Consider the following 13,501-nt stretch of genomic DNA (forward strand, 5'->3'; position numbering starts at 1 on the left):
TTCGCCCGGAAGTGCGTTTTCTTATTCTACAAAGGTTATTTAATCTGTTCTAATAATCGTATTTTTGTTTAAACATAAAATTGATAGTATGGCAAAGACAACATCGAGTGAGCTTAGTGAAGAAAAGATAATAGGTTGGTTTATGGATACCGTGTTGGAGCACGAGGTGTTGCCAAAATCAATTTATAAGTTTTGCAAGGCGAACAAGATTAAAGAAGAAGAGTTTTATCATTTTTTTGGCTCATTTGAAGGACTGCAGCAGGTCATCTGGGAGTGGTTTTATGATAATACCATAAGCGTAATGCAGAAAAACGAGCAGTATGATGCTATGTCGAATGAGGAAAAAATGCTGACCTTTTTCTTTACCTTTTTTGAGAATCTTACTTTGAACAGAAGTTATGTTCTTTTTGTGCTGAAGCATCACAGCAACAAGCTTGAAAATATGGGGCAACTTAAAAACCTTAGAAAAAATATAAAAGAGTTTGCTACAGCTTTGATAGAGGAAAGTAATAGCGAAAAAAACGTAAAGGTTTTAAGGCAAAACCCTCAATTGTTTTCGGAAGGCGCCTGGGTTCAATCCCTATTTCTATTAAAGTTTTGGATGGATGATACTTCCGCTGATTTTGAGAAAACAGACATCGCCATAGAAAAATCAGTAACGACCATCTTCAAGGTTTTCGATAACAATTCCCTTGAAAAAATTCTCGATTTTGGAAAATTCCTTTATAAAGAAAACTTTGCCTAGCCTATGAAAACATTGGATAGTATTCCTACTAGCAAAATAGAAAGAGCGGGAAAACTGGTTAAGACCGGAGTAAAAATAGGCGGTAACTATGTCAAATATTACGGTAAAAAACTTGTAAATCCTGAAGTTGCCAAGGAAGAACTCAATGAGAACAACGCTGAGGACATCTATGATGGATTAAAGAGTTTGAAGGGAAGTGCGCTGAAGGTCGCCCAAATGTTGAGCATGGAAAAGAATTTGCTGCCACGTGCCTATGTGGAAAAGTTTTCCCTTTCTCAATTTTCCGTTCCTCCATTGTCCGCTCCTTTGGTAAGAAAAACATTCAAAAAGTATTTGGGCAAGTATCCGGAAGATATTTTTGACTCTTTTGAAAAAGACTCCATCAATGCTGCCAGCATAGGTCAGGTCCATAAGGCAAAGAAGGATGGTCAAGAATTGGCTGTAAAAATCCAATATCCGGGGGTCGCACAGAGTATAAGTAGTGATTTGGCCTTGGTAAAACCGATTGCCATCCGCATGTTCAACTTGAAAGGCAAGGATTCTGAAAAGTATTTTAAGGAGGTTGAGAACAAATTGGTTGAGGAAACCAACTACATTTTGGAGCTAAAACAAAGCGAAGAGATTACACAAGCCTGTGCTATCATTCCAAACATAGAATTCCCAAAATACTACGAAAGTTTATCCAGTGAACGTATTTTGACTATGGACTGGATGAAAGGCAAACACCTAAGTGAATTTGCAAAAACTGATTTTAATTCTGATTTAGGGAACAAATTGGGTCAGGCACTTTGGGATTTTTATATGTTCCAAATTCACGAGCTTCGTAAGGTACATGCCGACCCACATCCTGGTAATTTTTTGGTGAGCCCCAAAAACACCTTAGTCGCGATTGATTTTGGATGTATCAAGGAAATTCCAATCGAGTTTTACGAGCCTTATTTTGAGCTAGCGAAAGAAGAGAACATTAACAATGACTCCATTTTTATGGAAAAGTTGTACGAATTGGAAATCTTAACACCAACGGATTCAAAAGAGGAACTCGAGTTCTTTAAAGCCCTTTTCAAAGAAATGTTGACTTTGTTTACCTCCCCTTTTAATAAGGAGGAGTTTGATTTTGGTTCAGACGACTTCTGGAATAGGATTGCGGACTTAAGCGAACGGTATTCCAAAGACGAACAAATACGAAAAATGAATGGAAACAGGGGTTCCAAACACTTTTTGTATATGAATCGTACCTTTTTTGGACTCTATAACTTGCTGCATGACTTAAAGGCTGTAGTGCAAGTCAATAATTTCCAAAAATATTTGCCTTAGGACTATTTGTCTTTACCTAATGGTTTTTCAGGCAGAATAGGTTTTTCCGTTTTTTGCTTTACATACTTCTCAAGCCATTGGTCTTGCTCCCAAAGCAGGTGAAGGATACTTTCCTTTGCGCGATATCCATGACTTTCTTTGGGTAACATCACCAAGCGTACGGTTGCACCAAGCCCTTTAAGCGCATTAAAATAACGCTCACTTTGCATGGGGTAGGTACCAGAGTTATTGTCTGCTTCGCCATGCACCAAAAGCAAGGGTGTTTTCATTTTATCTGCGTGCATGAATGGGGACATGGTGTAATAGACCTCTGGGGCTTCCCAATAATTGCGCTCTTCACTTTGAAAGCCGAAAGGGGTCAAGGTTCGGTTATAGGCACCACTTCTGGCAATACCGGCAGCAAATAAATCGGAATGGGAAAGCAAATTGGCCACCATAAAGGCTCCATAACTATGACCACCTACTGCGACACGATTTCTGTCGATATAGCCCATCTCATCCACCGCATCAATGGCTGCCTTAGCATTGGCCACCAATTGCTTTCTAAAGGTATCGTTGGGCTGTTCTTCACCCTCCCCAATAATTGGGAAAGCTGCATCATCCAAAACTACATACCCTTTGGTGACCCAATAGATGGGGGACCCCCAAAATGGATATGTAAATTCGTTGGGGTTTTGCGTATTCTGTGAAGCACTGTTTTTATCCTTGTACTCTCTCGGATAGGCCCATAGAATCATGGGTGCTTTTTCTTTTGAGTCTTTGTCGTATCCAACTGGTAAATATAGGGTGCCGTTCAGCTCCAATCCATCATCCCGTTTATACGTAATTACTTCTTTATGGACATCTTGCAAACTTTTGAAAGGGTTTTCAAAATTCGTCAACTGCATGGGTCCCTTTCGCTTAATCAGACTCTTATAGTGATAATTTGGGTATTCGTTGGGCGACTCAATTCTCACTAACAATTCATCCTTTTCAACATTATAATCCACTAAATTTTCTTTCTTGCCTTCTAATTTTGAAGTATACAAACGAGTTTTTTCCAAAGAGGAGAGATTCATTTTATCTACAAAAGGGAACTGGCCTTCTTTGGTAAATCCATCACCCAATAAGTAGGCACTATTTCCATCCATAGCTAAAACATCTGTACCATATTTGCCACGCTTGGTGACAAACGACCCTGGGTCGCTATATACATCTTGATAATTTCTATCCTCAATAATTTTAGGTTCCTTGGACGCATTGGATGGGTCAAAGAGATAGCCCTTTAGGTTTCTGGTATTCCACCAATAATCATAAGCAATGGCCATATTTTCGTTTCCCCATTCAATTTGATAATAGCGATTCTTTAGTTTAATCATACTTGTGCCCTGCGTATTGAATGGAGCTTCAAGCTGAAACACTTCATCCCGATATTCCACTTTATTTTCTGGGTCACCCCCATCCAAGGCTTGAACATAAACTAAAGTAGCGGCTTTGTCATCTCGCCAAGAAACCGAACGCATTCCCATGCGAACTGCCATAAACCCTTTGGGCAAATCCTCGATAAGAGGAACTTCCAGTAAATTGGAAACCAAAGCACCGTTTGAATCATATATGTTGGTTTTGGAAGGGAAACGATAATAGGGGACTAAATATGAAAAAGGCTTCTCTACATTAGTAACCATTACATAATTGCCATCTGGCGAGAAACTGATGTTGCTATACATCGCAGCTTCCTTCCATTTCGACATACTTCCATCCAATCCAACTTTAAAAAGTTCTGATCGCGCCAATTGTTCAAAGTTGAATTCATCATTTGAGTTTTTTAGCAAATCCTGATACGTACGGTTCTGCGCTTTTTTACCATCATTTGCTGAAATTGTAGGCCCATTGGGTACAGCTTCTGCCACATTGATTAATTCTTGTCTGTCTGTGGGTAGCATTTTCACCAGCACGGATTTTCCATCCTTGAACCAATTGATGACATCTCTCATATTGGCATTTACATTGGCATTGGTCAATCGGGTTACTTCAGCTTTTTTCAAATCCAAGACCCAAACCTCAACTCCTTTAGGAGTAGTGTTGGTAACCGCAATCTTGGATTGGTCAGGAGACCAATTGAAATTGGCCAACCGGGGGTTTTCTGGAAGATTTTTCACCTGAATTACCTCATCACTGCCAATTTCTTGAATTTTGATGTTGTTGTAATAGTTAGTTCGACTACCGATATTGGTTTTCGGATTGATTCGTAATCCGGCCAAACGCATTTCCTTTTCAGAGAGTTCAGCAATACTCTTATAATAATCCCTGTATAGCAATACCATATACTTGCCATCGTCGGTAATTCGGACCGAGGGGGCCAAAGGAGCATCCACAAGCTCCAAAATTTCTTCTGAAGGCTTTTGATAGTTCAATTTTTCTTGCGAAAAACCAATTGTGCCAAGTAAAAAGAATAGTAGCAAAATCTTATTTTTCATAGGGATAAAATTTGATGATGAGATTTGTAAAAGAATACCTCTAAAAATACAACAATTCCTTCTTTTTTACTGGCTGTTTTAGGTTTTAACATGTACGCTAATTCTCGAACAGGAGTCTTTGTATTATGGATTTGAAAATTGTTTTTCCTTTTTTTTGCGAATCTGGAAGGAATATTAGTTATTTTCCCCTTTAATCAATAGTATTGAATCAAAATTGCGATACAATAAAGGAAGTGAACTATGTACAATTCTAAAATAAAGGGACTGGGCTATTATGTTCCCGAAAACGTAGTGACCAATGATGATCTTTCAAAGGTGATGGACACTAGTGACGAATGGATTCAAGAAAGAACTGGAATAAAGGAAAGAAGGCATGTAGTTAGAGGAACTGACACCACAACTTCCATGGGGGTGAAGGCGGCCAAAATAGCTATTGAGCGTGCTGGAATTGACAAGGACGATATTGATTTTATAATCTTCGCCACACTTAGCCCAGATTATTATTTTCCTGGTCCAGGGGTGTTGGTTCAAAGAGATTTGGGAATAAAAACTGTTGGAGCCTTGGATGTTCGCAATCAGTGTTCTGGATTTGTGTATGCTGTTTCCGTGGCTGACCAATATATTAAAAGCGGTATGTATGAAAACGTGCTGGTTATTGGTTCCGAATTGCATTCCCATGGATTGGATATGACCACTCGAGGTAGAGGTGTTTCGGTAATATTTGGAGACGGCGCTGGTGCTGCGGTCATGACCCGTGAGGAGGATACCTCAAAGGGAGTATTGTCTTCTCATTTACATTCTGAAGGTCAGCATGCCGAAGAGCTTTCTTTGATTGCTCCTGGAATGGGGAAACGATGGGTAACTGACATTTTGGAAGAAGAAGACCCTGAGGATATCTCGTACTTCCCATATATGAATGGTCAATTTGTTTTCAAAAATGCAGTAGTTCGTTTTAGTGAAGTTATCATGGAGGGATTACAAAAAAATAATCTAGGTCCAGGAGATATAGATATGTTGATTCCCCATCAAGCCAATTTGCGTATTTCCCAGTTTGTTCAGAAGAAATTTGGTCTGTCTGATGACCAAGTTTTCAATAACATAATGAGCTACGGAAATACTACAGCAGCTTCCATACCCATTGCTTTGACCGAAGCCTGGGAAGCTGGAAAAATAAAAGAGGGGGATGTTGTGGTGCTTGCAGCTTTCGGGAGTGGTTTTACTTGGGGTAGTGTGATTATCCGTTGGTAGATGGGAAGACAACTTGAAAAACTGACTCCACCTTTAATTGATTTTATCCAAAACCAAAAAATCTTCTTCGTCGCTACGGCGATGGAAGAGGGGAGTGTTAATGTTTCTCCGAAGGGATTGGATTCTCTTCGTGTAATCAATGAAAGTCAGGTAATTTGGTTGAATCTTACCGGTAGTGGTAATGAAACTGCCATCCATCTGAAAAATAAAAACAGAATTACATTGATGTTCTGTGCTTTTGAAGGCGATCCTATCATATTGAGATTATATGGAAAGGCAAAAAGCTATCAAAAAGGAACCGATTTTTGGGAGAACAGCATCTCTCTTTTCCCTAGCATTCCAGGAAGCAGGCAACTGGTTGATTTGAGTATAGAGAAAGTGCAAATTTCCTGTGGAATGGGTGTCCCGTTAATGGAATACAAAGAGCAGCGTCAATCTTTGATTGATTGGGCTGAGAACCAAGGTGACGAAGGACTGAGGAAATACTGGGAGAAGAAAAACACCACGAGTATTGATGGGTACCCAGATACCTTCGAATAAAAATAAACCCCGCCTGATTCATCCTTCAGAACGGGGTTTTTGATGATAAACCTTGAGTGACTTACCAACCAACACTCAAACAAGGAATATCACTTTCCTTATAAAATACCTCCACTAGACTTTTTGGTATTGCTATCCCTTCTTTTACGTTGTTTTGCCCGGTTCTTGCCGCTACCGAATCGATACGAAAGACCTAAATACAGGGTTTGACTCTCCCAATTAAATTCCCCGTTTTGGATGTAAGGACGCTGCCCCTCAAACTGGAATAGCATTGTGTTGAAAACATCGTTAAAATTGGCACTCAATGTTCCCTTGCCTTTGGCAAAACTGTAACGTGCCCCAAAATTCACGAAATACATGGGTTGCACCTCAAATTGGATATTTTGGTTTTGCCCTCTATAAAAGCCAAAGAGTTGGAGGGTCAATTTTTTATTTACGGTAAAACTGTTGTTCATTCTCAGGTTCCAAGCTGTATTGTTTACCTCCACATTTTCGGTCACGATATCGTCCTCCGTTGCGTTACCGGGGTCACCTCCTTCCAGACGCTCTGTGATGCCGCGTTGCGTCTGACTGAACAAATCAAAACTCCCATTGATACCCCACCATTTGGTAGGTTTATAATTAACGGATACTTCAGTACCGTAGGCAGAGGTGTCATTGAAATTATCGAATGTGAGAATCAGCTTGTTGAAATCCAATCGGTCTACAAACACAGCTCGGTTTATTTCGTCTTCAATACTTCGATAGAATACACCTGCCGTTATACTTCCTTTTTTCAGACGTTTCGTAAAATTGACTTCAAAGGAATTGGTGAATTGGGGAACCAAGCTTGGATTTCCAAATGATGAAATCAAAGGTGTGGCAAATTCCCGTATGGGATTTACTTGTTGTAATCCAGGACGGTCCACCCTTCTACTAAAGCTGGCTTGCAACTGGTCTTTTTCGTTCACATTAAAGGTCAAAAATGCAGAAGGATATATTTGGGTATAATCATCGGTGAAAGCTCTCACTTGATTGGTATCAGCTACTACACTTACATCTTCCAATCGCGCCCCAACCTGATAGGACCATTTCTTATAGCGTTGGGCAAAAGTGACATAGCCAGAATAAATATCCATGCCATAGACAAAGTTGGTGGATGGAGTAGGTACCAAATCTCCATTGGAATTAAAGGAAAGCCCTGTGGAAGCATAATCCACATCAGTTTCAAAGAATCTGGCCTCTAGGCCTACCTCTAGTTTGGAAATAGAATCCAATGGATTCACATAATCCAAATTGATAAAGGTTTGGTCCCGTTCGGTATCCACAAAATCCATATAATCTGGGAATAGGGTAGCTCCTGTGGAAGCGAAATCAGCATCTTCATCATCTTCAAAACTGTTATGGTCTATTTCGAGTTCTATATTGTGCCCCTCTTTGGCAAAATCCAACTTATAATCAAAATTGTACTGCTGACTCAAATTGTCGTTCGTGTTGTTGAAAAACTGAATCAGGTTTCGCATTGGGTCCAAATTATAGGTGATGTCTGTAATGCCTAGTCCGCTTCCATCAAAATAATTTTGGTTCGTGAAAATAGAAAGCGTGTTCTTCTCATTGATGTAGAAATCCACCCCTATTTTGTATAAGTGGGATTCGTTTTCGTTGAAAAAATCAAAATCCTGTCTCGAATTTTCATCTTGTCTGAAAATGAAACCATCATTAAAATAGTCTCCTATATTGGTCCCATAATTTCCATAGAAATTGAACTTTCCAACCTTGTAATTTAAATCCAAGGACGCATTATATTTTGGACGAATACCTTGGGTGTACCCTAGGTTCACATTTCCATTAAAACCCATATTGGCGTTTTTGTGCAACACAATGTTGATGATTCCGCTCATGCCCTCAGGGTTATATTTTGCCGAGGGATTGGTAATTAATTCAATGGATTTTATGGATGTGGATGGAATTTGACGTAACAACTGGGCCACTGGAACATTGGATAGTTTGCCATCTACCATGACTCTTACATTCGAATTTCCACGCAAGGATAACTCTCCTGTTTGAGCGTCAACATTTACCGAAGGTATATTGTTCATAATATCAGAAGCAGTAGCTCCTGCCGTGGTCAGGTCCTTGCCCACATTAATTACTTTCCGGTCCACGCGCTGCTCTATTGTAGTCCGTTCTGCAACTACTTCAACCTCTTCCAGTTCTTGTGTGCTCTCCATTAAGGTGATAGTGCCCAGTTCAAGTTTTTTGTTTTTCCTAGTGATTTCAAGCTTTTGGGTGTAGGTTTCGTACCCGATAAATTGCACTTCCAATGTAAAAGAGCCTTCGGGTAATTTTTTGATTTCAAACTTCCCATCTTCAGTGGTAATTCCACCGGTTATGGTTTCTGTACCATCTGCAGATTTGATAACTATCGCTGCATAGGCGACAGGTTGTTTTTGCGCATTGTCTATAACAGTCCCGGTGATGGACCCGATTTTCGTGTCCGTATCATTTGCCGTTATGAAATGAGGGTTAAATGTGCTGTAAAGGAACAGCACAAAAAGAAAAAAGCTCCTTTTCATGAGTTTGTTCGTTTTTTGGATTGATTAATGATTGATGATGTCTTGTAGACGATTAATCCAAACTCATGTTACAAAAGCGCTCTCTTTTAACACTTTTTAACAATAAAAAAATGTTTTAAATCGGAGGGGAAGACCAATTAGCACCTTACAAACTCCATTTTCCTAAATTCTAACTGAAAGTAGATGAAGTATTTAACGGGAAAACGTTAGTTCACTAACTTCCCACTCAACTGCAGAATGTTTAATTCGGCTATTTTTAAATCGAACTTGGACCGAGCATAGTTGTTTCTGGAATTAAAAAGGTTTATCTGGGCTTGTCTATAATCCAGGGAAGTAACCTGGCCAAGACTAAACTGTTTTTGGGTCCTTTCGAAATTTAGCTCATTGGTCTCTAGATTATCGGTCTCGGCTTCCAAAGTGTATTTTGCAATACTATAAGTTTCATAGGAGTTCAAAACATCCGTAACCAGCTCTTCCTTGGCCTTTATCAACTCAATTTCCCTATTTTTCTTGGTTATTTTAGCGGTTTTAACCCTGGTGGCATTGGTTCCATTGAAGATATTCCAGCTTAGGCTCAAACCTAAATTGACTCCGTAGGCTTCATTTTGCAGGGCAAAAGAAGTTGGAGGATTCTGACTTTCATTCCAGCGGTAGGAACCGGAACCTACTATTTTCGGTAAAAACTGGGCTTTATTGATTTTTATGTCCAAATCACTCAGTAAAAGATTTTGATTGGCCAAAAGCACTTGAATATTTTCTCGCTCAGCCGCTTCAAGTATAAATTGCTTATCCATTTCGGGTTTGAAGAAAACTTCGGTATTCACCTCAAAATCTGTGGAAACATTCCTGCCCAGCAACAGATTGAGGTTACGTTTTAGGTTATTTAAATCTCGGAAAGCTTCTATGTAGGAAATACTATCATTATTCAAATCCACTTGGGCATTTAGTTCCTCCAATTTAGTACCCTGTCCGTATTTTAATTTTCTACCTGCTCGGTCCAGTCGGTCTTTTGAGTTCTCAACATTAAGTTTAAGATTATCCACAACCCTCTTCTGAAATGCAGTATTGAAGTAAGCCTCATAGATTGAAATGATACTGTTTTCTATCTGCTGTCTTTCCTGCAATTTGACAAGATTGAGGTTCTCCTTATTGTTTTGATGCGTAAATTTTCTAACCAAACCATCAAAAATCACATATTCGGCAGTAACGGAAGCATTGTAGGATTCGGTAACGGCTCCATCTACGGCGGTTGTGGTCCCATCCAAGAACTGTACGTTTTGGTTTTCATCGGAATAATTTACTCCGCTGGAAGCGCTAACTGTGGGGAAATAACCACTATTTAAGGTGCTCGCCTGCACATCTGCCAATTCTGTATTGTTTTTGGCAATTTTTAAGTCATAATTTCTTTCCAAGGCAATTGCAACCGCTTCTTCAACCGTAAGGGTTTCTTGTGCAACCGCCTTGGTGACTAACAAACAAGAAAAAAGTATAATTCTAAATCTTGACATCATCTACTTCTAGTTCTTTAATGGCACGTTCTACTTCTTCGCGTGACGGCTTTGTTCCCGTTAGCAGATATTTTACCCACACCTTGATTCGGTTTGAAACAGAAAGAAATATGGGCAAAAGGAAGAGTGTAAGTAAAGTAGCCACAGCAATCCCATAGGATATGGAAATGGCCATAGGAATTAAAAATTGTGCCTGGAGACTACGCTCCAACATTAAAGGGGCGAGCCCCGCAATCGTGGTAATGGAGGTAAGGAAAATTGCTCGGAAACGAGCTCGCCCCGTTTCATAAAGTGCTTCATCAAAAGGAAGCCCTTCTTTCAAAAAATTATTAAATCTACCGGTAAAGACCAGCCCATCATTCACAACAATTCCAATGAGCCCTACTATACCCAAATATGAAAGTATACTCATGGAAAATCCATGTAACCAATGGCCCCATGCCACTCCGATAAGGCAAAAGGGAACAATTGCCAGAAGGATAAGGGGCTGGCTGTATGAGCGAAAAGCAAACACAATGGTCACATAAATCAGGAATATAATCGCCGGCAAAACTAAAGAGGCGGATTGCGTGATTTTGCTTACTTCTCGATTTTGCCCCTCTGCACTAATATTTACATCTGGATAATTATCCTTTAGGATAAGAGGAATTCTTGTTGTTAAATCTAGCATGATTTCGTTCGGACTCGCTTTGGGGTTCGCTAAATCCGCTTCTATCGTTACCTCTCTCATGCCATCGAGGTGATTTATGGCCACTTCCCCGCGTTGGATGGTAAAAGTGGCTATTTCAGACAATGGGATTCTACCTTTGGGTGTGGAAATCTGAATATCTTGAATATTGCTCAAACTGGACCTATCCTGCTTATCGTAACGAACCCATATCTTAATTTCATTCTGCCCACGTTGAATTCGTTGGACTTCTTTTCCAAAAAACGCACTTCGCACCTGACTCATGACCCCATTTAAAGTCAGCCCCATAATTTGCGCATTTTCCTTTAACTCTAATTTGATTTCTTTACCTCCTCTTGGACTGGAATCCACAATATCCTTGATGTCTTGATTTTTCCGTAATTCGGCATATACAATTTCCTTGGCACTTTCCAGACTTTCCAAATTTTTGGATTGTAGGGACAAGGAGATGGGCTTACCACCCACATTTCTTCCAGAATCAAAGCTTAGTTCCTCTGCTAAGGGAATTTCTCCAACTGCGTCTCGGATGCGATTGGCTATATCCGATGAGGACAGCGAACGAGATTCACTTGGAGATAGATTCAGGGTTACCGTAGATTGTGAGCTACTGGGTCCAACTTGTCTTAACGAGGATTGGATGTGGTCATTTCCAAGTTCATTTTTTCCCAAAGCGTTATTGACTTCCCAGACTCGTTTTTCCACATGGGTACTTAGCGAGTCTGTTATTTGCTCCCCGGTTCCTTCAGGGGTATTGAGTGTAATCACTATTTGATCGCTCGCGTTGCTTGGAAAGAAAGTCAATTTGATAATTCCCGCTGCAAACGCTCCAAGCGTTAGAATAAAAAAGAAAAGCAGAATGCAAAATGAGACAAACTTGTTCTTTAGTGTGAATCGAAGTGCCGGGGAATACAGCTTATCCTTTAGGAAATGAATCAATTGGTCACCCCAAATATTAAATTTATACGTTTTGCCCTTCCCTTGTAGGTCTTTCGAATGGGCTAAGTGAGCCGGTAAAATCAACAATGCTTCAATCAGAGAAACTCCAAGGGTAATTGCTACAACTGTGGCTATGTCACCGAAAAAAGCACCAATCTGACCATCCAAAAAGAAGAATACCGAGAATGCTAAAATCGTAGTCGCTATTGCTGACAAGATGGGCGTGATTACCTCCATGGTGCCATTCACAGCGGCCTTGATATTTGATTCTCCTTTCTCATGTCTCGCATAAATGTTTTCAGCGATTACGATACCATCGTCCACCAAAATACCGATAACCAAAATCATCCCGAAAAGAGAAAGCATATTTAGGGTCACATTGTAATGCGGGAGCAAAATGAACATCCCAAAAAACGAAATAGGAAGTCCGAATGCTACCCAAAAAGCCACCCTAGGCCTTAAGAAAAAAGAAAGTAGCAGCAGGACTAACAACATGCCAATTATCGCATTTTCTAGAAGCAAGGCGATTCGGTCCTCAATAACCACAGAAAAATCAGAGGTGATTTCCATGGAAAGATTGTCATGACTTGCGTTGAACTTTTCCCTGTAATTCCTTGCCTTCTCAGCACTTCCAATTAGGTCTTCTGAGTTGGTATTGGTCAGGGCTATGGCGATTGCTGTTTTTCCATTGAATTTGATGATATCGGGAGCTTCGTTAAACGTATTGATGGTTTGTGCTACATCTCTTAAAAGCACCTTACCACCCGCCTTATTATACTTTACTACGATATCCTCAAGTTTATCGGCATATTTGGCCTTGTTTTCTGCCCGGATGATGTATTCCTCATTGCTCGTTCTTACCGTTCCTCCGGTAATCAAAAGGTTGGCATTGGAAACCGCATTTGAGATTTCATCAAAAGTTACGTTCAGACTGCGGAGGCGTTCTTCGGTTACTGAAATTTCAATTTCTTCTTCAGGAAAACCAGAAAGAGCTATTTGAGAGATTCCGTCGATTCGCAGAAGATCTTCCTCTATTTCCTGGGCTGTTTTTTTAAGGATGGCCAAAGGGACATCTTCACCTACTACCACAAAAGAAATTCCAGCGCGTGTTGGTTTGATGGTTTCAATTACTGGAGGTTCAGCTCCCAATGGGAAGGATGGAATCTTATCCACTGCATTTTTGACCTCATCCAATACCAGGTTGATATCAAAATCAGTAAGCACTTCGATGCTTACGGCACCTACGTTTTCCTGTGAAATTGAGGTAATTCGGTCTATTCCCTCCAGTCCTTTTAGGTTTCTTTCTACTTTTTCTACTACGCCTTCTTCAACTTCAGTAGGCGATGCCCCTGGAAATGAAACCTGCACATTTATTATGGAAGGGTCTGAAAGTGGAAATATGGAAGAATTGAGCTGTTGAAATCCCAAATAGCCAAAAATCAGAAACCCCGCAATAAAGATGTTGACGGCAACCGGATATTTTATGAAGTAGGCAATAACTTTTTTCATCC

8 protein-coding genes are annotated in these 13,501 nt (G+C 40.1%); 4 read left to right on the top strand and 4 right to left on the bottom strand.

The features are described 5' to 3' along the window. Positions 1-88: 88 nt before the first annotated feature. Both ACSLUF_RS05215 and ACSLUF_RS05220 read left to right on the top strand, forming a co-directional pair. Complete coding sequence (locus ACSLUF_RS05215; RefSeq protein WP_435625066.1) at positions 89-745, top strand: TetR family transcriptional regulator C-terminal domain-containing protein; 657 nt, start codon at positions 89-91, stop codon at positions 743-745. A gap of 3 nt (positions 746-748) precedes the next feature. Continuing rightward, positions 749-2,059 (top strand): ABC1 kinase family protein, encoded by a 1,311-nt coding sequence (locus ACSLUF_RS05220; RefSeq protein WP_435625067.1) that lies wholly within the window; start codon positions 749-751, stop codon positions 2,057-2,059. Between the two features lie 2 nt (positions 2,060-2,061). Here ACSLUF_RS05220 and ACSLUF_RS05225 read toward each other — a convergent pair whose 3' ends face one another. Beyond that, complete coding sequence (locus ACSLUF_RS05225; protein ID WP_435625068.1) at positions 2,062-4,515, bottom strand: prolyl oligopeptidase family serine peptidase; 2,454 nt, start codon at positions 4,513-4,515, stop codon at positions 2,062-2,064. Positions 4,516-4,755: 240 nt separating this feature from the next. Between ACSLUF_RS05225 and ACSLUF_RS05230 the strand changes: the two genes are divergently transcribed. Together ACSLUF_RS05230 and ACSLUF_RS05235 are read left to right on the top strand one after the other, a co-directional pair. After that, positions 4,756-5,763: a 3-oxoacyl-ACP synthase III family protein gene (locus tag ACSLUF_RS05230; protein ID WP_435625069.1), complete on the top strand. Its 1,008-nt coding sequence runs from the start codon at positions 4,756-4,758 to the stop codon at positions 5,761-5,763. Then, the gene (locus tag ACSLUF_RS05235; RefSeq protein ID WP_435625070.1) at positions 5,764-6,303 is read left to right on the top strand and encodes a pyridoxamine 5'-phosphate oxidase family protein; all 540 of its coding nucleotides are present in this window, start codon (positions 5,764-5,766) and stop codon (positions 6,301-6,303) included. Positions 6,304-6,401: 98 nt separating this feature from the next. Here the strand turns inward: ACSLUF_RS05235 and ACSLUF_RS05240 are convergent, their stop codons facing one another. From ACSLUF_RS05240 to ACSLUF_RS05250, 3 genes are all read right to left on the bottom strand, one after another. Next, positions 6,402-8,858 (bottom strand): TonB-dependent receptor domain-containing protein, encoded by a 2,457-nt coding sequence (locus tag ACSLUF_RS05240; RefSeq protein WP_435625071.1) that lies wholly within the window; start codon positions 8,856-8,858, stop codon positions 6,402-6,404. A gap of 206 nt (positions 8,859-9,064) precedes the next feature. Next, positions 9,065-10,369 carry a TolC family protein gene (locus tag ACSLUF_RS05245; protein WP_435625072.1) on the bottom strand — a complete coding sequence of 435 codons (1,305 nt, stop codon included), beginning with the start codon at positions 10,367-10,369 and terminating at the stop codon, positions 9,065-9,067. Continuing rightward, positions 10,353-13,499 (bottom strand): efflux RND transporter permease subunit, encoded by a 3,147-nt coding sequence (locus tag ACSLUF_RS05250; protein ID WP_435625073.1) that lies wholly within the window; start codon positions 13,497-13,499, stop codon positions 10,353-10,355. Before ACSLUF_RS05250 ends, ACSLUF_RS05245 begins: the two co-directional genes overlap by 17 nt. Between the last annotated feature and the right edge of the window lie 2 nt (positions 13,500-13,501).

The organism is Flagellimonas sp. (assembly GCF_965601775.1).
Classification (GTDB): domain Bacteria; phylum Bacteroidota; class Bacteroidia; order Flavobacteriales; family Flavobacteriaceae; genus Flagellimonas.

What these genes read in the sequence shown, in the direction of transcription:
- ACSLUF_RS05215 (WP_435625066.1), top strand. Translation starts at nt 89, where the DNA reads ATGGCAAAGACAACATCGAGTGAGCTTAGTGAAGAAAAGATAATAGGT.
- ACSLUF_RS05220 (WP_435625067.1), top strand. Translation starts at nt 749, where the DNA reads ATGAAAACATTGGATAGTATTCCTACTAGCAAAATAGAAAGAGCGGGA.
- ACSLUF_RS05225 (WP_435625068.1), bottom strand. Translation starts at nt 4,515, where the DNA reads ATGAAAAATAAGATTTTGCTACTATTCTTTTTACTTGGCACAATTGGT.
- ACSLUF_RS05230 (WP_435625069.1), top strand. Translation starts at nt 4,756, where the DNA reads ATGTACAATTCTAAAATAAAGGGACTGGGCTATTATGTTCCCGAAAAC.
- ACSLUF_RS05235 (WP_435625070.1), top strand. Translation starts at nt 5,764, where the DNA reads ATGGGAAGACAACTTGAAAAACTGACTCCACCTTTAATTGATTTTATC.
- ACSLUF_RS05240 (WP_435625071.1), bottom strand. Translation starts at nt 8,858, where the DNA reads ATGAAAAGGAGCTTTTTTCTTTTTGTGCTGTTCCTTTACAGCACATTT.
- ACSLUF_RS05245 (WP_435625072.1), bottom strand. Translation starts at nt 10,369, where the DNA reads ATGATGTCAAGATTTAGAATTATACTTTTTTCTTGTTTGTTAGTCACC.
- ACSLUF_RS05250 (WP_435625073.1), bottom strand. Translation starts at nt 13,499, where the DNA reads ATGAAAAAAGTTATTGCCTACTTCATAAAATATCCGGTTGCCGTCAAC.